13 protein-coding genes and 3 pseudogenes are annotated in these 17,460 nt (G+C 68.1%); 7 read left to right on the top strand and 9 right to left on the bottom strand.

The genetic code is table 11. The features are described 5' to 3' along the window. Window positions 1–2 precede the first annotated feature (2 nt). Genes AC10V3_RS26485 through AC10V3_RS26465 form a run of 5 tightly spaced genes read right to left on the bottom strand, consistent with a single transcriptional unit; the run spans window position 3 to window position 7,555 of the window. Window positions 3–1,802 carry an acyclic terpene utilization AtuA family protein gene (locus AC10V3_RS26485; protein WP_454752993.1) on the bottom strand — a complete coding sequence of 600 codons (1,800 nt, stop codon included), beginning with the start codon at window positions 1,800–1,802 and terminating at the stop codon, window positions 3–5. After that, window positions 1,799–3,829 carry an acetyl/propionyl/methylcrotonyl-CoA carboxylase subunit alpha gene (locus AC10V3_RS26480; RefSeq protein ID WP_490924231.1) on the bottom strand — a complete coding sequence of 677 codons (2,031 nt, stop codon included), beginning with the start codon at window positions 3,827–3,829 and terminating at the stop codon, window positions 1,799–1,801. The genes AC10V3_RS26485 and AC10V3_RS26480 overlap by 4 nt, the downstream gene beginning before the upstream one ends. Window positions 3,830–3,868: 39 nt before the next feature. After that, window positions 3,869–4,714, bottom strand: a complete 846-nt coding sequence (locus AC10V3_RS26475; RefSeq protein WP_490924230.1) for an enoyl-CoA hydratase/isomerase family protein — start codon at window positions 4,712–4,714, stop codon at window positions 3,869–3,871. A gap of 14 nt (window positions 4,715–4,728) precedes the next feature. Beyond that, window positions 4,729–5,889, bottom strand: a complete 1,161-nt coding sequence (locus AC10V3_RS26470) for an acyl-CoA dehydrogenase family protein (RefSeq protein WP_022538323.1) — start codon at window positions 5,887–5,889, stop codon at window positions 4,729–4,731. A gap of 46 nt (window positions 5,890–5,935) precedes the next feature. Then, entirely contained in the window at window positions 5,936–7,555 is a 1,620-nt protein-coding gene (locus AC10V3_RS26465) for an acyl-CoA carboxylase subunit beta (protein ID WP_041681747.1), read from the bottom strand. A gap of 163 nt (window positions 7,556–7,718) precedes the next feature. On the opposite strand from AC10V3_RS26465, the gene AC10V3_RS26460 reads away from it, so the two are divergent. Beyond that, entirely contained in the window at window positions 7,719–8,465 is a 747-nt protein-coding gene (locus tag AC10V3_RS26460) for an IclR family transcriptional regulator (RefSeq protein ID WP_022538321.1), read from the top strand. 56 nt (window positions 8,466–8,521) lie between these two features. Here AC10V3_RS26460 and AC10V3_RS26455 read toward each other — a convergent pair whose 3' ends face one another. The 3 genes and pseudogenes from AC10V3_RS26455 to AC10V3_RS26445 form a co-directional block, all read right to left on the bottom strand. Then, window positions 8,522–9,028 carry a hypothetical protein gene (locus AC10V3_RS26455; RefSeq protein WP_490924229.1) on the bottom strand — a complete coding sequence of 169 codons (507 nt, stop codon included), beginning with the start codon at window positions 9,026–9,028 and terminating at the stop codon, window positions 8,522–8,524. Window positions 9,029–9,227: 199 nt separating this feature from the next. After that, entirely contained in the window at window positions 9,228–9,899 is a 672-nt protein-coding gene (locus AC10V3_RS26450) for an Hpt domain-containing protein (protein WP_022538319.1), read from the bottom strand. A gap of 45 nt (window positions 9,900–9,944) precedes the next feature. Next, window positions 9,945–10,566, bottom strand: a pseudogene (locus AC10V3_RS26445) (response regulator). 513 nt (window positions 10,567–11,079) lie between these two features. On the opposite strand from AC10V3_RS26445, the pseudogene AC10V3_RS26440 reads away from it, so the two are divergent. From AC10V3_RS26440 to AC10V3_RS26430, 3 genes and pseudogenes are all read left to right on the top strand, one after another. After that, window positions 11,080–11,754, top strand: a pseudogene (locus AC10V3_RS26440) (PAS domain-containing protein); the annotation flags it as partial. Between the two features lie 244 nt (window positions 11,755–11,998). Then, window positions 11,999–12,271, top strand: a pseudogene (locus AC10V3_RS26435) (response regulator); the annotation flags it as partial. A 6-nt stretch (window positions 12,272–12,277) separates the two neighbouring features. Further along, on the top strand, window positions 12,278–12,514 hold the full coding sequence (locus AC10V3_RS26430) for a hypothetical protein (RefSeq protein WP_454753571.1): 237 nt from the start codon (window positions 12,278–12,280) through the stop codon (window positions 12,512–12,514). Between the two features lie 17 nt (window positions 12,515–12,531). On the opposite strand, the gene AC10V3_RS26425 is transcribed toward AC10V3_RS26430, so the two are convergent. Continuing rightward, a complete protein-coding gene (locus AC10V3_RS26425; RefSeq protein WP_022538315.1) occupies window positions 12,532–13,005 on the bottom strand; it encodes an Lrp/AsnC family transcriptional regulator in 474 nt (157 codons plus the stop codon). Window positions 13,006–13,408: 403 nt separating this feature from the next. Between AC10V3_RS26425 and hppD the strand changes: the two genes are divergently transcribed. From hppD to AC10V3_RS26410, 3 genes are all read left to right on the top strand, one after another. Then, complete coding sequence (gene hppD, locus AC10V3_RS26420; RefSeq protein ID WP_022538314.1) at window positions 13,409–14,488, top strand: 4-hydroxyphenylpyruvate dioxygenase; 1,080 nt, start codon at window positions 13,409–13,411, stop codon at window positions 14,486–14,488. Between the two features lie 181 nt (window positions 14,489–14,669). Then, a complete protein-coding gene (locus AC10V3_RS26415; RefSeq protein ID WP_454752988.1) occupies window positions 14,670–16,064 on the top strand; it encodes an amino acid permease in 1,395 nt (464 codons plus the stop codon). A gap of 107 nt (window positions 16,065–16,171) precedes the next feature. Beyond that, entirely contained in the window at window positions 16,172–17,368 is a 1,197-nt protein-coding gene (locus tag AC10V3_RS26410; protein WP_022538312.1) for an amino acid aminotransferase, read from the top strand. Window positions 17,369–17,460: the final 92 nt, after the last annotated feature.

Here is a 17,460-nt window from a genome sequence, read left to right as displayed (position 1 = left end):
GTCTACGCCCAGCTCCGGGGTACGGATAGCGGGAAGTCCAGCAGCATCTGCGCGTAGCTCTTGCCGAGCGGATCCGAGCGCAGGCTGGCCACGCCGCCGCCGCCAAGCGCGCCATGCATCAGGAAGTTGAGCGCGTGCAGGCCCGGGACCTCGAAACGCTCCACTTCGCCCTGCACCAGGTGGGCAAAGTACGCGCGCACCGCCTGCGGCGTCAGTTGCTCGCGCAGCAGCGGCAGGTATGCCGGCTGGCGCGCGATCACGCCGATGTTCTCGTCGTCGCCCTTGTCGCCGCTGCGCGCATAGGCCAGCGCCACCAGCCGGCACGGCACGCGCGGCTCGTCGGGGATGGCGGGCAGCGCGGGCAAGGCGACCTCGGCCGGCGGCGTCGTTGACGTTGGCGACGCCGCCTCGTTCAGCACGACCTGGACGCCCTCGAATTCCACGCGCATCGGCACCTCGGTCTTGGGCACCAGGAACGAGAACACCTTCACCACCGGCTGGATATCGACCCGCCCCGAGAACGACGAACGCGTGCCTGCCGCCATCGAGGTGCCGGCCGACGAGGCTTCGCGCTGCAGGAAGGCCAGCGCCTTGGCCTGCGCGTGGCGCGCGCCGATGCGCAGCACCACTTCGCGCGTCGGCAGCGCTTGCGCATGCGGTCCGTACTGCGATTCACAGCCCAGCAGCTCGACCACGGTCTCGGTGTAATCGCCCAGGCCGCGCGCGGCCAGCATCGCGCGCGTGCGCGCCAGCAGCGCCTCGGCGGTGCGGCGGGCCTTGGCCGGGGCGTCGATGCCGCGGATCGCCATCATCAGGCTGACCTGGTAGCCGTCCTGCCAGGTGGCGTTGCCCTTGTAGTGCGTGCCGGGCGGGCGGCCACGCGCGGCGTGCACGCGCACGCGGCCGGGGTCCAGCTGTTCGGTGCGCACCAGGCGGAAGTCGCAGGCGACGTCGGGCATCAGGTAGCTGGCCGGGTCGCCGATCTCGTACAGCACCTGCTCGGCCACCGCGGCGGCATCGACCAGCCCGCCGGTGTCCTCCGGCTTGCTCAGCACGAAGCTGCCGTCGTCGGCGCAATCGATCACCGGATAGCCGATGCGGTCCCAGCCGGGCACGCGCTGCCAGTCGGTAAAGAGCCCGCCGGTGGCCTGCGCCCCGCACTCGATCACGTGGCCGGCCAGCGTGCCGGCGGCGAGACGGTCCCAGTCGGACCAGTCCCAGCCGAACTCATGCGCCAGCGCACCCACCACCACCGCGCTGTCGACGCAGCGGCCGGTAATCACGATATCGGCGCCCAGCGCCAGCGCGCGGGCGATCGCCTGCGCGCCGGTGTAGGCGTTGGCCGACCAGGGCTCGCTGGTGGGCACCGGTTGGCCCTGCAAGTCGGTAAGGCCCGCCGCGCACCACTGCGCAAAGCGTGCCTGCACGTCGTCGCCGCTCACCACGGCGATGCGCGGCGACAGGCCCTGCTGAGCGGCCGCTATCTGCAACGCGTCGCGGCAGGCCTGCGGATTCAGGCCGCCGGCGTTGGCCACCACGCGGATGCCGCGGCGCAGGATCTCGGCCAGGTTCGGCGCCATGGCGGCGTGCACGAAGTCCGTGGCATAGCCCAGGGCGGGGTCCTTGGCGCGGGCGCGCGCCAGGATCGACATGGTGGTTTCGGCGAGGTAGTCGTAGACCAGGTATTGCAGGCCGGGCACCGCCAGCAACTGCGGCGTGGCGATCGCCGAATCGCCCCAGAACCCCGAGGCCCCGCCGATGCGCACGGTCTTGCCGGCTGCGGGTTGGCTGGAATCGCTCATGCCTGTGCCTCCTTTGCGTCCGCGGCTTGCGCGGCGTCTGCCTCCACCCGCGCCAGCAGCGCGCCGGCGCTGGCCTGCCCGCCGGCGCGCGCGGCGAGCTCCGCCACCACGCCGTCGAACGGCGCGGCGATGGTGTGTTCCATCTTCATCGCTTCCAGCACGACCAGCGGCTGGCCTGCCGTGACGCGCTCCCCCTCGGCCACGTGGACCGCGACGATGCGCGCAGCCAGCGGCGCTTGCAATGCCCCGCTGGCCGCGCCCGCATCGCGGCGGCGGCGCGGATCGTTCAGCGCGAACTGCCAGGCGCGGCCGGCCTGGAACAGGTGCACCGCCTGACCTCGCAAGGCGTGGACCACCGGCCAGGCCACGCCGCCGCATTCGACCAGCGCGGTGCCGGCCTGCGCATCGGCGCGCAGCACGCGCACCTCGCACGACATCACCACGTCGCCGGCGCCGGGCTTGTCGCCGCGCTGGCACAGCGTCACGCACCAGCCGTCGGCCGCGGCCTGCAGGCTGGCTTCCCAGGCAGAGTCCGCCGCCGACAGTGCCACCTTCGACACCGAGCGCGCCAGTGCCGCCGGCCTGCCGCCACCCTGCAGCAGCCCCGCGGCCGCCAGCACGGCGGTGGCCACCACTTGCAGCGGCGGCGGCGCGGCGCGCAGTGCGGGCTGCATATGCGTCTCGACAAAGCCGGTATGCACGTCGTTGCCGGCAAAGGCGGCATGGCCGAGGCAGTCAGCCAGGAAGCCCTGGTTGCTCGGCACGCCCAGCAGGACGCAGTCCTCGACCGCGCGCAGCAGCTTGCGGCGCGCTTCGTCACGATCAGCGCCGTGAGCGACCAGCTTGGCCACCATCGAATCGTAGTGGGTGGGAATGGCGCCGCCCTCTTCCAGCGCGTGGTCCACGCGCACGCCGCGCGCCGCCGCGGGCGGGCGCCAGCGCAGCAGCGGTCCGCCCTGCGGCAGGAAGCCGGCCGGTACGTCTTCAGCGGTCAGGCGCACTTCGATGGCGTGGCCGTCAAAGCGGACCTGATCCTGTGTCACCGGCAGCGGCTCGCCCGCCGCCACGCGCAGCTGCCAGGCGACCAGGTCAAAGCCGGTAATGGCTTCGGTCACCGCATGCTCCACCTGCAGCCGCGTGTTCATTTCCATGAAGTAGAAATTGCCATCGCCGTCGAGCAGGAACTCCATGGTGCCGGCGCCGACATAGCCGATCGACCTGGCCGCGCGCACCGCGGCCTCGCCCATGCGCGCGCGCAGCGCGGCACTGACCGCGGGCGACGGCGCTTCCTCGATGACCTTCTGGTGGCGGCGCTGCACCGAGCAGTCGCGTTCGCCGAGGTGGATCACGTTGCCATGCGTATCGGCAAAGACCTGGATCTCCACATGGCGCGGCGCGATCACCGCGCGCTCCAGGATCAGCTCGTCGGAGCCGAACGCGGCGCCCGCTTCCGAGCGCGCGCTGGCCAGCGCCGCGGGCAGCGCGGCGGCGTCGTGCACCAGCCGCATGCCGCGTCCGCCGCCGCCCGCGGCGGCCTTGACCATCAGCGGGAAGCCGATCTGCCTGGCTTCGGCCAGCAGCGTGGCGTCGTCCTGCGCGGCGCCCTGGTAGCCGGGCACGCACGGCATGTCGGCGGCGAGCATCAGGCGCTTGGCCTCGGCCTTGTTGCCCATGGCGCGAATGGCTTCGGCGGGCGGGCCGACGAAGACCAGGCCGGCGCCGGCCACCGCTTCGGCAAACCCGGCGTTCTCGGCCAGGAAGCCGTAGCCGGGATGGATCGCATCGGCGCCATTGGCGCGCGCCGCTTCGAGGATGGCCGGGATGTTCAGGTACGACTCGCGCGGCGCCGCGGCGCCGATGCAGACCGCGCGGTCGGCAAAGGCCACATGTGGGCTATGGCGGTCCGCCTCGGAATAGACGGCCACGGTTGCCAGGCCGAGGCGGCGTGCGGTTTGCATGATGCGTACCGCGATCTCGCCGCGGTTGGCGACGAGCAGCGTGTGGAAGGGTCGGCTGATTGCAGACATGGAAGTTCCTGTAAAACTCTGGAAGTGGCCGGCTTACGCTCAGCGCACCGATTGCGCCGCGCGCACGTCCGCCGCGTCGAAGCGAACAGTCCAGGCCGCGTCGCGCTTTTCGCGGAACGCGGCCACGCCCTCTGCGCCCTCGCGGCGCATGCACTGCGCGAACAGGCGCGAGGCCTCGTCCAGCAGCGGACCGGCGGGCTCCTGCCCGCAACGGCTGACCAGCGTCTTGAACACGCGGTTGGCGTTCGGGCCGCAGCGGCCGATGCGTGTCAGCCATTCGGCGATCAGTGCGTCGAGTTCGGCGCCATCGCCGGCAAGCTGGTCGACCAGGCCGAGCGCCACCGCGGCCTCGCCGCTGACGCGCTCGCCGGTCAGCCCGAGCCGGCGCGTGGCTACCGCGCCCAGCCGCTGCACCACGAATGGCGCGATCTGCGCGGCGATGATGCCCAGCGTGGTTTCCGACAGCGCAAAGCGCGCGTCGCGCGTGGCCAGCACGATGTCGGCCGCGCAGGCCAGGCCCATGCCACCGCCCATCGCCGCGCCCTCGACCGCCGCAATCACGGGTACTGGCAGCGTGCTGAGGCGCTGCATGAAATAGCCGAACTGGCGGTTGCGCGTGGCGACGGGGTCCTCCTCGCTGGAGTCGGCATCGAGCCGCGCCTGGAAGTTGCCCACGTTGCCGCCGGCGCAGAAAAAGCCGCCGGCCCCGCGCAGCACCAGCGCGCGGATTTCTGCATCGCTCTCGGCCTGCTCTAGCGCCGCCGCCAGCGCGTCGACGACTTCGGGCGCCAGCGCATTGCGGGTGGCGGGGATATTGAGGGTGGCGAACAGCACGCCGCTGGCGCGGCGCACGATCACGGCATCGGGGCGAGCGGTCTCGGTCATGGCGATCGTGTCCGTCAGCCGCGCGACACCAGGCCCATCTGCTTGGCGATCACGCCCAGCATGACTTCGTCGGCGCCGCCGCCGATCGAACCCAGGCGGAAGTCGCGATAGGCGCGCGAGGCATGGTTGTCCCACGTATAGCCCATGCCGCCCTGGAACTGCATGCACCAGTCGGCCACCTCGCGCGACAGGCGCCCCGCCTTGAGCTTGGCCATCGACGCCAGTTCTGTCACCTCGCCGCCGTTGATATAGGTCTGCGTGGCCATATAGACCAGCGCGCGCAGCGCCTCCATCTCGGTCTTGAGTTCGGCCAGCTTGAACTGGATGAACTGGTTGTCCAGCAGCGGCTTGCCGAAGGCGATGCGCTGGCGCAGGTAGTCTGCGGTCTCTTCGATCAGCGCGGTGCAGGCCAGGCGCCGCGCGGCACCGTTCAGCCGCTCCTCCTGGAACTGCTTCATCTGGTAGATAAAGCCCATGCCTTCCTCGCCAATACGGTTGCGCACCGGCACGCGCACCCCGTCGAAGAAGATCTGCGCGGTGTCCGAGCACCACATACCGAACTTCCTGATCTTCTGCACTTCCACACCGCGCACGCGCTTGCCGTCTTCCTTGAGCGGCACCACGATCAGCGATTTGTTCTTGTGCGGTGCGCCGTCCGAGGTATTGCACAGCAGGCAGATCCAGTCGGACTGGGTGCCGTTGGTGATCCACATCTTGGAGCCGGTGATGACATAGTCGTCGCCGTCGCGCACGGCGCGGGTCTTCAGGGAAGCCACGTCGGAGCCAGCCCCCGCTTCGGACACGCCGATCGAGCACACCATGTCGCCGGCAATGGCAGGCGCCAGGTAGTTGCGCTTGAGCTCATCCGAACCGAACGCGGTCAGCGCCGGCGTAGCCATGTCGGTCTGCACGCCCACGCCCATGCCCACGCCCTGCGCGCGCGCATAGCCCAGCGCCTCGGCGGCGGCGATGGCGTAGGAGAAATCGAGCCCCATGCCGCCGTATTCCACCGGCTTGGTAATGCCCAGGAAGCCGAGGTCGCCCATCTTCTTGAACAACTCGTGCGCGGGGAAGATCTCGGCGGCCTCCCACTCGTCGACAAAAGGATCGATCTCCGCCCCCACGAAACGGCGGATGCTGTCCATGATGTTGCGGTGGTCTTCGGTGTAAAGCATGCTGGTCTCCTGGAATTCTTGTTTGCGTCGGGATGTCTCGGGCCGGTCAGAAGCGGCCCACGCCGAACTGGATCGGATGCGGCTTGCGCAGGCTTGCCTCGCGCGCGGTGGCGAGCACGAAGGCCAGCACGGCACGCGTATCGCGCGGGTCGATCACGCCGTCGTCCAGCAGCAGCCCGCTGGTGACAAAGGCGCTGGCCTGGCGCTCGAAGTTGGCGACGATCTCCGCGGTCTGGCTGGCCAGCTGCGCCTCGTCCACCGGCTTGCCCTTGCGCGCGGCCTGCTGGCGCGCGACGATCTCCAGCGTCATTGCAGCCTGCTCGCCGCCCATCACCGCGGTGCGCGCATTCGGCCACGAGAAGCAGAAGCGCGGCCGGAAGCCCCGCCCGCACATGCCGAAATTGCCCGCGCCGAACGAGGCGCCACAATACAGCGTGATCTGCGGCACGGTCGAGTTCGACAGCGCCTGGATCATCTTGGCGCCGTGCTTGATCATGCCGGCCTCTTCCGAAGCACGGCCGACGATAAAGCCGGTGGTGTTCTGCAGGAACACGATCGGCGTGTCGGACTGGTTGCACAGCTGGATAAACTGCGCGGCCTTGGTGGCGCCGGCCGGATCGATCGGGCCGTTGTTGGTGATAAAGCCGACCGTATTGCCTTCGATGCGCGCATGGCCGCACACGGTGCCGGGGCCATAGTCGGGCTTGAACGGCAGCCAGGCCGAGTCGTCGACGATGCGGGCGATGACCTCGCGCATATCGACCGGGCGCTTCATGTCCAGCGTCATCACGCCGTCCAGCTCGGCCGCATCCAGCCGCGGCGGGCGTGCGGGCTGCGCGGGCGGCGGCATCACGTTGGGCCAGTCGAGGCTGGCGACAATATCGCGCGCGGTGGCGATGGCGTGCTCGTCGTCCTCGGCCAGGTACTCGGCCAGGCCGCTGACGGTGGCGTGCAGGTCGGCGCCGCCGAGCTCCTCGTCGGTGGCGATCTCGCCGGTGGCGGCCTTGAGCAGCGGCGGCCCGGCCAGGAAGGCGCGGGCGCGCTTGCGCACCATCACCACGTAGTCGGACAGGCCCGGCATGTAGGCGCCGCCGGCGGTGGACGAGCCGTGCACGACGGTGATCACCGGCAGGCCCGCCGCCGACAGGCGCGCCAGGTTGTAGAACAGCGCGCCGCCGCGCACGAACTTGTCGACGCGGTATTTGCGCAGGTTGGCGCCGGCGGACTCCACCAGGTGGATAAGCGGCAGCCGGTTTTCCAGCGCGATCTCCTGGCAGCGCACCAGCTTCATGTTGCCGGCCTCGGTCATGGCGCCGGCATCGATGCCGGAATCGGTAGCGAGCACCATGCAGCGCACGCCGCAGACAAAGCCGATGCCGGCCAGCAGCGAGCCGCCGGGGATAGAGGTCTCGGGGTCGGGATCGTCCATGCCGAAGCCGGCCAGCGTGGCCAGCGGCAGGAACGGCGCGCCGGGGTCGAGCAGGCGGCCGACGCGCTCGCGCGGCAGCAGCGCGCCGCGCTTGCCAAAGGCCTCGCGCGAACGCTCGGAGGCGGCGGCGGCGCGCCGCTCGAGCGTGCGCAGGCGGCCGATCAGGGCCTGCATGCCGGCGCGCTGGCCGGCGAAAGCGTCCGAGGACGGGTCAATGCGGGAATCGATGGGGATCATGGCGCGCTCTGGCGTGGGGGTTCCGTGATGCATGGATTGCAAACCACGGCACCCCGCGGGACAACCGCAATCGTGCAATTTGTGCATAATGTGCACAACGTTCACGAAAGCCCCCTGCCGGCCCGCGCTGCGCCAGCGCGGTGCCGCCCCGGCGCCTCATTCCATGACCACCAAGCCTTCAGCGCCAGGCGGCGTCCAGAGCCTGTCGCGCGCGTTCGCCCTGCTCCACCTGCTCGCCGAACACCACGACGTGGGGCTGACCCTGCAGGAGCTCACCACGCGCACCGGCATCGACCGGACCACGGCGCACCGCATGGCACGTTTCCTGGAATCGGCCGGCTACATCGAGCGCGAATCCGCCGGCAAGCGCTACCACCTGGGCGCCGCCGCGATGGCGCTGGGCCTGCGCGCGATGAACCGCCCCGCGCCCAACGGCGTGCTGGTGACGCGCATGAAGGCGCTGGCGCGGCTGACCGGCGACACGGTCTTCCTGACCGTGCGCATGGGCGACCACGGCCACTGCCTGCACACCGAGCAAGGCAGCCACCGCATCAAGTCCTTCCACATGCTGACCGGCACCTCGCGCCTGCTGGGCCAGGGCACCGGCAGCATGGCGCTGCTGGCGCTGATGGACAACGAGGCCGTGCGCGGGCACTTCGAGCGCCATCGCGCCGAGTACGAGGCCGGCGGACTGAGCCTGCTCAAGCTGCTGCGCGGCGTCGAGCGCAGCCGCAGGCAAGGCTATGCGCTGGCGGGCGCCGAGGGCGTGGCGGGCGTGGGCTATGCACTGCCGCTGGCGATGTGCGCCGACGCGGCCATCAGCATCGTCTCCACGGCGTCGCGCATGCCGGTGGCGCGCCGCCATGAAATGGGCGGCATTATCCGCGCGATGTTCGAGCAGGACGGCTGAGGCGATGGGGCTGCCGGCGCGCGGCGTTTTCCGCCGCAGACGTGCCGCCGCGCGCTTCAGGGCAGCCGTGCGAGCAGCTTGTCACGCATTGTCGGCGGCAGCAGCAGGCGGCCTTTTGCGCCGGGCGCCGCGGCATCGTAGACCAGCGCCTGGCCATCCCAGCTCAGTCGCACCGGCTCCACGCTGGTGAAGGTGCGCCGGGCCAGCACGCCGTCGCGACGGGCATCGTAGATCCGCAACAGCAGCCGGTCCTGGCGCAGGTAGCAGTACTCGGCGGCGTAGCGGGCGCTGGCGTCCACCGCCGGCAGGTGGCGGCAATTGTGCGCGCCCGCGCGCTCCCAGGCGCCATGGCCGTAGACGATGGCGATCCAGATGCCGCCCACTGCCAGCAGCCGGCCCGTCGTGGCCAGCGCCACGCGCCGCGCGCGGGTGGCTCGCGCGTCGGGGGTGGCCAGCACCCGGTACACCGCGCGTGCGGTGTCCAGCACCAGCAGCAGCAACGCCACCGCAGCCAGGTGGAAATACGATGCCCATTCCGGCAATTCCGCCATGGCGTGGTGCATGATGCTCCCCGGAAAATACCCGCGCCGGCGCATTGGAAATCCGATTGATGCGGGCATTAAATTAACCAGCACGATTCATTCACGGCGCTCCGGAATCGCTCCGGAATAATGGCCGCGATAAATCCAGCATAATCAACGCAACGCCGGCCGCCTATCCGGTGAATTACCGCCCCCGCTATGTCGGCGGTTTTTGCAGGTTTTATTTTTTTGCCGGCAGCGCCGCCAGCAGTGCGAGCAGCCGCACCACGGTCGGCGCGAAGATCGCGGCCAGCGCCGCGGTGGTTGCCGCATCGCCGTCGCGGGCGGCATGTTCGAGGCGTTGCGCCAGCGCCCGCAGCGACTGGCAGCCGACGTAGTGCGCCGAAGACTTCAGCCGGTGGGCGACGCTGCGCAGGGTTTCCAGTTCACTGCCCGCGGTGCGTAATTGCGCCAGGTCGGCCTCTGTCGAGGTCACCAGCGCGCGCACCAGCCCGGCGGCGAATTCGGGGTCGCCCAAGGTTTGTTCGGCGAGTGCGGCGGGGATGCCGGCCGCCTCGCGCGCGGACAGGGCCAGGTAGTGGTGGTTTGCCAGCATCTCCAGGATGGCGCCTTCGGTCACGGGTTCGCGCAGACATACGATGGCCGGCTCCCACTGCGCGGCCGGCGCCGGCGCGTCGGCGGGCAGCACCACGGCGCAGATGGCGCCGGCGGCGTGCCACGCGGGCAGCGCGCTGGCGTCGCCTGGCCCGGCCAGCACCAGGCCAATGTCCGGCGTGGCAGCCGGTGCCTGCGCCACAGTCCGAATGGTGAAACCCAGCCCGCGCAGGATTTCGCCCACGCCGGCAGCCCAGCGCGCCTCGCCCGGCCCGGCAAGCAGCAGCGCGCCGGTCATGGCCGGACGCGCCGGCGCACGGCAGAGCAGTTCGGATTTGCCATGCTAGCCGATCGCAATATGGTGGCGCCGCGCAAAATCGATGACATCGACGATCGATTTTGCGCCGAGTTTTTCCATGATCCGGGTCTTGTGGGTACTGACCGTCTTGTTGGAAATAAACAGGGTCTCGCCGATTTCCTTGTTGGTCATGCCCTTGGCCAGCATCTGCATGATGATCAGCTCCTTGTCCGAGAGACTGGCCAGGCGGGCATCCTCGTCGGCATGCTCGACCTTGCTGCGATCGATTTCCGGCATCACGGTATAGCCGGCCAGGACCGACTCTGCGCAGCGCACGATTTCCGCCAGTTCCTGGGTCTTGCTGACGTAGCCGTGCGCCCCCGCCTGGCGCGCGCGGTGCAAAGGTGTTCTGGTCCTGGCCCGAAATGACCAGGATGCGCACGCCGGGGTGGATGGCCTTGAGGCGCGGGATGACCTCCAGGCCGTTGATCTTGGGTATGTCGAGATCCAGGATCACCACGTCGGGGGCGAATTGCCGCACGATCTCGATGGCGGCCTGGCCGTTGTCTGCCTCCAGGACATGCGTGACGCCCAGCACCTGCGACAAGTGCGTTTTGAGTACGACACGCACTGGGGGGTGGTCGTCGACGATCAGGATTGTGGCCACAGCTTGAACTCCATAGCGAACGCCTTGGTGTCCAGAAGAGCGGGCACGCAGCGCGGTGTCACAGCATTGTGCTCAGCATTTGCTCCGGAAGGCACCAGAATTTTCCGAGGAGCACTACGATTCTTCCCCAATACCCCGTCATCAGCCGGGCGGCAATCCATGCAGCAATTTCTGAATGGGCCGAAATGTCGCTGCGCAGGCAACCGCTACATACGATTCGGAAATTTCCACGCCAATTTCAGATATGTCTTAATCAGCGGGCGGGATCGCGCCCATAGAGTGAGGACACCTGCGTCCGCCGCGCCTGCCGCGCCTGCCGCGCCGCGGACGCTTCCGGTTTTCCATCGTTGGCTTTCTATCGTTGGCTGTTCATCGCTCTTCGCCGCCCCGCTTGCCTGACCGCTCCCCCAAACCTGTCCGCGCCTGGCCCATCGCCGGGGCCGTCCTCCTGCTGCTCGACCTGTCGCTCCACGCGGCTGCGACCACGCCGGCCCAGGCCAGCGCCCACAAAGGATGCTGTGGTGGGCCGCTTCGGTGCTGTGCTTCCTGACGCCGCTGCTGCTGGCCTGGATCGTCATGCTCTATCGCGAGGTGCGCCTGCGGCGCGCGGCCGAGATCGCGCTCAAAGACCAGGCCGCGATCCAGTCGGCGCTGCTCGACGGCATTCCGCAACCGGTCTACCTGCGCGATGCCTCGCTGCGGCTCATCACCTGCAACCGCAGCTATGAGGAACTGGTCGGTGCCACGCGCGAGACGCTGCGCGGTCAGGGGCTGGACGCACCGGGCCATGTGCACCCCATCGTCACCGACATGGCCGAGGTGGCGCGCGACTATCGCAAGGTGCTCGAAGACGGCGCGCCGCTGCACAAGGACCGGTGCCTGCGGCTGGGCGATCGCAACCACCATGTGCTCAACTGGCTGACGCCGCTGCGCGGTGCCGACGGCACCGTCAAGGGGCTGGCCGGCGGCTGCGTGGACCTGACCGAACGCCACGAGATGCTGGCCGAACTGGCGCAGGCCAAGGCGGAGGCCGAGGCCGCCAACCGGGCCAAGTCCACCTTCCTCGCCTCGGTCAGCCATGAGATCCGCACGCCGATGAACGCTATCACCGGCATGCTGGAACTGACGCTGGCGCGCTGCCGGCTTTCGGAGGACGAACGCCTGCAGCTGGTCACGGCGCACAAGTCGGCGCTGGGCCTGCTGGGGCTGATCGACGACATCCTGGACCTGTCCAAGATGGAGGCCGGCAAGTTCCGCATCCAGCCCGCGCCGGCCGCGCTGGCGAGACTGGTGCAGGACACGCTGTTGATCTTCGGCCCCGTGGCTGCGCAGAAAGGCTTGTCGCTTGGCAGCGACCTGGGTGCGGGCCTGGCGCCGCTGCACCAAGTCGACGGGCTGCGCTTCCGGCAGATCCTGGCCAACCTGGTTTCCAATGCGGTGCGCTTTACCGACCACGGCACTGCTAATGCAACGCCAGCTGGAACACCTGGGCCACCAGGTGGCTACCGCCTGCGGCGGCCGCGAAGCGCTGGCCAGGCTGGACGCCGACAGGTTCGACGTGATCGTGTGCGACTGCGCCATGCCGGTGATGGACGGCCTCGCCTTTACGCGCGCCGTGCGGGCGCGCGAGGACGCGGTCTGCTGCGTGCCGGTGATCGGCTGCACGGCCAGTGCCGTGGCGGAAGACCACCAGGCGGCACTGGACGCCGGCATGAATGCCGTGATCGTCAAGCCGGTCGGTCTCCAGGTGCTGGATGAAGCGGTGGCACGAGCTTGCGCCGGCGGGTTGCCGCTGTACCGGGTGGCCGTGCCAGTGCTGGCGGCAGCGCCCGAGGGTGACGATGCTGCCCGCTGCCGCGCCAAGCCGGGTTCGCGACCGTCCTGGTGCGCGGTGTGCCGCGAAATGAACGTCCAGTGCGACCGGCAGGACCCGGAGGCTTCGCACTAAATCGGGCTATTCGCCGCTTACGTCTCCAGCGGCACGGCACTGGTGCACTTGATCTCGTCCAGGCACACGCTCGACTTCACGCCACTGACGCCCGGGATCCGCATCAGCGTATCGAGCAGGAAGTCCGACAGCGACTTCAGGTCCTTGGCGACCACCTTCAGCACGTAGTCGATATCCCCGGTCACCGAGAAGCACTCCTGGATCTGCGCCAGTTCCGCCACCAGCCGCTTGAAGTTGGACAGGTCGCGGATATGGCCCCGCTCCATCGTCACATGGATAAAGGCGACCACGCCCAGGCCCAGCGCGGCGGCGTCGAGTCGCGCCTCATAGCGCTTGACCAGGCCGGCCTCTTCCAGGCGGCGGTGGCGCCGCAAAGTCTGCGCCGGCGACAGCGCGATGGCCTCGGCCAACTCCAGGTTGGAAGCGCGCCCGTGCTCCTGCAAGACCCCCAGCAGGCGGCGATCGGTACGGTCCAGCTCGATCGAAGGCATGTCGATTTCCTCTTCTGAGATTTACACGAAATTAAATTTCATAATATAGGGTTTCCCTGCGTTGCTTACGAAATCCAATTTTGCTGCCAAGAATATACACTGCATGCCAAGCCAGCGGAAAGCAGCACGACAGACAATAGCTTTGTGCTGCGACGACTGACGGTGGCACCACATTATTGCGATGTCGCCACTGCAATAATATTTCCCGACTGACCGGTTCCGAACGCCCCCATGACCACGAACCTGCCGCCCCCGCCTTCCGTTCCAGGCGCCAGCCCTGATGGCGCGGGACGCTGAACCGGATACCCGATATCCGATGCGAGCCCGCCCGTCGCCCCACCCGGCAACTCCGCCCGCCTCGCATCGATCCAATCACTTAACCTCCCCCTTTAGTGAGAAAGCCATGGCCGACCTGTTTGACAACCCGATGCAGCTGATGGGCTTCGAATTTGTGGAATTCGCCTCGCCCACCCCCAACGTGCTGGAGCCGCTGTTCGAGCAGATGGGCTTCACGCTGGTGGCAAAGCACCGCTCCAAGGACGTGGTGCTGTTCCGCCAGGGCGACGTGAACTTCATCGTCAACCGCGAGCCGAACAGCCACGCCGCCTACTTTTCCGCCGAGCACGGCCCGAGCGCCTGCGGCATGGCTTTCCGCGTCAAGGATTCGCACAAGGCCTACGCCCGCGCGCTGGAACTGGGCGCGCAGCCGGTGGAGATCCCGACCGGCCCGATGGAACTGCGCCTGCCCGCGATCAAGGGCATCGGCGGCGCTCCGCTGTACCTGATCGACCGCTTCGAGGAAGGCAAGTCGATCTATGACATCGACTTCGAGTTCATCGAGGGCGTCGACCGCCACCCGGTCGGCCACGGCCTCAAGCTGATCGACCACCTGACCCACAACGTCTACCGTGGCCGCATGGCTTACTGGGCCAACTTCTACGAAAAACTGTTCAACTTCCGCGAAATCCGCTACTTCGACATCCAGGGCGAATACACCGGCCTGACCTCCAAGGCCATGACCGCACCGGATGGTAAAATCCGCATTCCGCTGAACGAGGAATCGTCCAAGGGCGCCGGCCAGATCGAAGAGTTCCTGATGGCCTTCAACGGCGAGGGCATCCAGCACATCGCCTTCCTGACCGACAACCTGATCGAAGTCATCGACAACCTGCAACTGGCAGGCGTGCCGCTGATGACCGCGCCGAACGACTACTACTACGAAGCGCTGGAAACGCGCCTGCCCGGCCACGGCCAGCCCGTCGAGCAACTGAAGTCGCGCGGCATCCTGCTGGACGGCACCACGGAAGGCGGCAAGCCCCGCCTGCTGCTGCAGATCTTCTCCAAGACCGCGCTCGGCCCGGTGTTCTTCGAGTTCATCCAGCGCCGCGGCGACGAAGGCTTCGGCGAAGGCAACTTCAAGGCGCTGTTCGAGTCGCTGGAACGCGACCAGATCCAACGCGGCACGCTCAAGGTCGAGGCCTGACCGGCATCGGCCTTCCCTGACCGGCCTTGCAGGCACCAGCCGGTTCCGGAAACGCGCACACCTCCTTCGCGGCAGTGACCCTGCCGCGCGGGGCGGTGACGTCCCCGGCCCAAGCGTCCGACTCCAAACAGCCAGAGGCGCGGGCCCGCATTCCATGAGAATGGGTAGAGGAAACAACTGAATGCATTCAAGCAGCAATGACGGCACGCTCAAGCGCGGCCTGAAGAACCGGCATATCCAGCTGATCGCCCTGGGCGGCGCCATCGGCACCGGCCTTTTCCTGGGCATCGCCCAGACCATCAAGATGGCGGGCCCCTCGGTCCTGCTGGGCTATGCGATCGCCGGCATCGTGGCGTTCTTCATCATGCGCCAGCTCGGCGAAATGGTGGTGGACGAGCCCGTCGCCGGCTCCTTCAGCTACTTCGCGGACAAGTACTGCGGCCACTTCGCCGGCTTTATCTCGGGCTGGAACTACTGGGTGCTGTACATCCTGGTGAGCATGGCCGAACTCTCAGCCGTGGGCATCTACATGCAGTACTGGTGGCCGGAAATGCCGACCTGGGTGTCGGCGCTGGCCTTCTTCCTGATCATCAACGCGATCAACCTGTCGAGCGTGAAGTCCTTCGGCGAGATGGAGTTCTGGTTCTCGATCATCAAGGTCGCGGCCATCATCGGCATGATCGGCTTTGGCGGCTACCTGCTCATGTCCGGCGACGCCGGCCCGCAAGCAAGCGTGGCCAACCTGTGGCAGCACGGCGGCTTCTTCCCCAACGGCATGGGCGGGCTGGTGATGGCCATGGCGGTGATTATGTTCTCGTTCGGCGGGCTGGAGCTGGTGGGCATCACCGCGGCCGAGGCGGATTCGCCCGAGAAGACCATCCCCAAGGCCACCAACCAGGTGATCTACCGTATCCTGATCTTCTACGTGGGCGCGCTGGCGGTGCTGCTGTCGCTGTACCCGTGGGAAAACGTGGTCACCGGCGGCAGCCCCTTCGTGCTGATCTTCCACGCGCTGAACAGCAACTGGGTCGCCAACGTGCTGAACGTAGTGGTGCTGACCGCGGCGCTGTCGGTCTACAACAGCGGCGTGTACTGCAACAGCCGCATGCTGTACGGCCTGGCGCAGCAAGGCAACGCCCCCAAGGCGCTGCTCAAGGTCAGCAAGCGCGGCATCCCGCTGACGGCACTGGGGCTGTCGGCGCTGGCCACCGCGGCGTGCGTGGTGATCAACTACTTCATGCCGGGCAAGGCCTTCGAGATGCTAATGGGCCTGGTGGTGTCGGCGCTGATCATCAACTGGGCCATGATCAGCCTGATCCACCTGAAGTTCCGCGCCGACAAGCGCAAGGCCGGCCAGGCCACCCGCTTCCAGAGCTGGGGCTATCCGCTGACCAATTACCTGTGCCTGGTGTTCCTGGCCGGCATCCTGGTGGTGATGTACCTGACGCCGGGCCTGCGCCTGTCGGTGTACCTGATCCCGGTGTGGCTGGTCGTGCTCGCCGTGAGCTACGTGCTGCGCCAGAAGAAGAGCGCCGCCGCGCTGCAGAGCGGCGTGGCCGCCCAGCAACTGCGCTGAACGGCAAGGCGGCGCCTGCAGGTTGCGGGCGCCGCCGGTTAGAATCCAGGCTGCGCGGCGCCCCGTGCCGCGGCAGCAGCCCCCCCGACCCAATTCCATCGCATCCCATGTTTGCACATATCGAAGCGTTTCCCGGCGATCCGATCCTCTCGCTCAATGAGGACTTCCAGCGGGACCCGCGCACCGACAAGGTCAACCTGAGCATCGGCATCTACTTTGACGATGAAGGCCGCCTGCCGGTGATGCAGGCCGTGGCCAAGGCTGAAGCAGAGCTGCTGGCCGACATGGGCCCGCGCCCCTACCTGCCGATGTCGGGCCTGGTGGGCTACCGCAGCGCGGTGCAGGCGCTGGTGTTCGGCGAAGACTCGCCGGCGCGCGCCGCCGGCCGCATCGCCACGCTGCAGACCCTGGGCGGTTCGGGCGCGCTGCGCGTGGGTGCGGATTTCCTCAAGCGCTACTACCCGCAGTCGCAGGTGTGGATCAGCGACCCGAGCTGGGAGAACCACCGCGTGGTGTTCGAGCGCGCGGGCTTCACCGTCAACACCTACCCGTACTACGACGACGCCACTGGCGGTCTCAAGTTCGACGCGATGATGGACGCGCTGCGCGCCATCCCCGCGCGCAGCATCGTGCTGCTGCACGCCTGCTGCCACAATCCGACCGGCGTGGACCTGAACCAGGACCAGTGGCGCCAGCTGATCGCGCTGCTCAAGGCCAACGAGCTGCTGCCGTTCGTCGACATGGCTTACCAGGGCTTCGGCGCCGGGCTGGAAGACGATGCCTTTGCCATCCGCGAACTGGTGGCGCAGGACGTGCCCTGCCTGGTGGCCAACTCGTTCTCCAAGAACTTCTCGCTGTACGGTGAGCGTTGCGGCGGCCTGAGCGTGTTCTGCAACACCGCCGGCGAAGCCGCCAACGTGCTGGGCCAGCTGACCGGCGCGGTGCGCGCCAACTACAGCAACCCGCCGACGCACGGCGCGCGCGTGGTGGCCAAGGTGCTGACCACGCCCGAGCTGCGTCAGCTGTGGGAAGAGGAACTGGCCCAGATGTGCGGCCGCATCGCGCGCATGCGTGAAGCGATCCACGGTCACCTGCGTGAGCATGTCAGCGGCGAGGCGCTGTCGCGCTACCTGACCCAGCGCGGGATGTTCACCTACACCGGCCTCACCGCCGGCCAGGCCGACCGCCTGCGCGAAGAGCATGGCGTGTACCTGCTGCGCTCGGGCCGTATGTGCGTGGCGGGGTTGAACGAGCGCAATGTGGGGATCGTGGCAAAGGCGATTGGGAGCGTGCTGAAGGGCTGAGCCGGCCTCCAGACGTCTTCCGCATCCAAGCGGCGCCATTGTGCGCCGCTTTTTGTTTTCCAACGCGCCGCCCTCAGCAGCGTAATTTCTAC

The sequence above is a fragment of the Cupriavidus sp. PB-02 genome, from assembly GCF_058252315.1.
The sequence above is the reverse complement of the archived record's forward strand: the minus strand, read 5'-3'. Positions and strand labels throughout refer to the sequence as shown.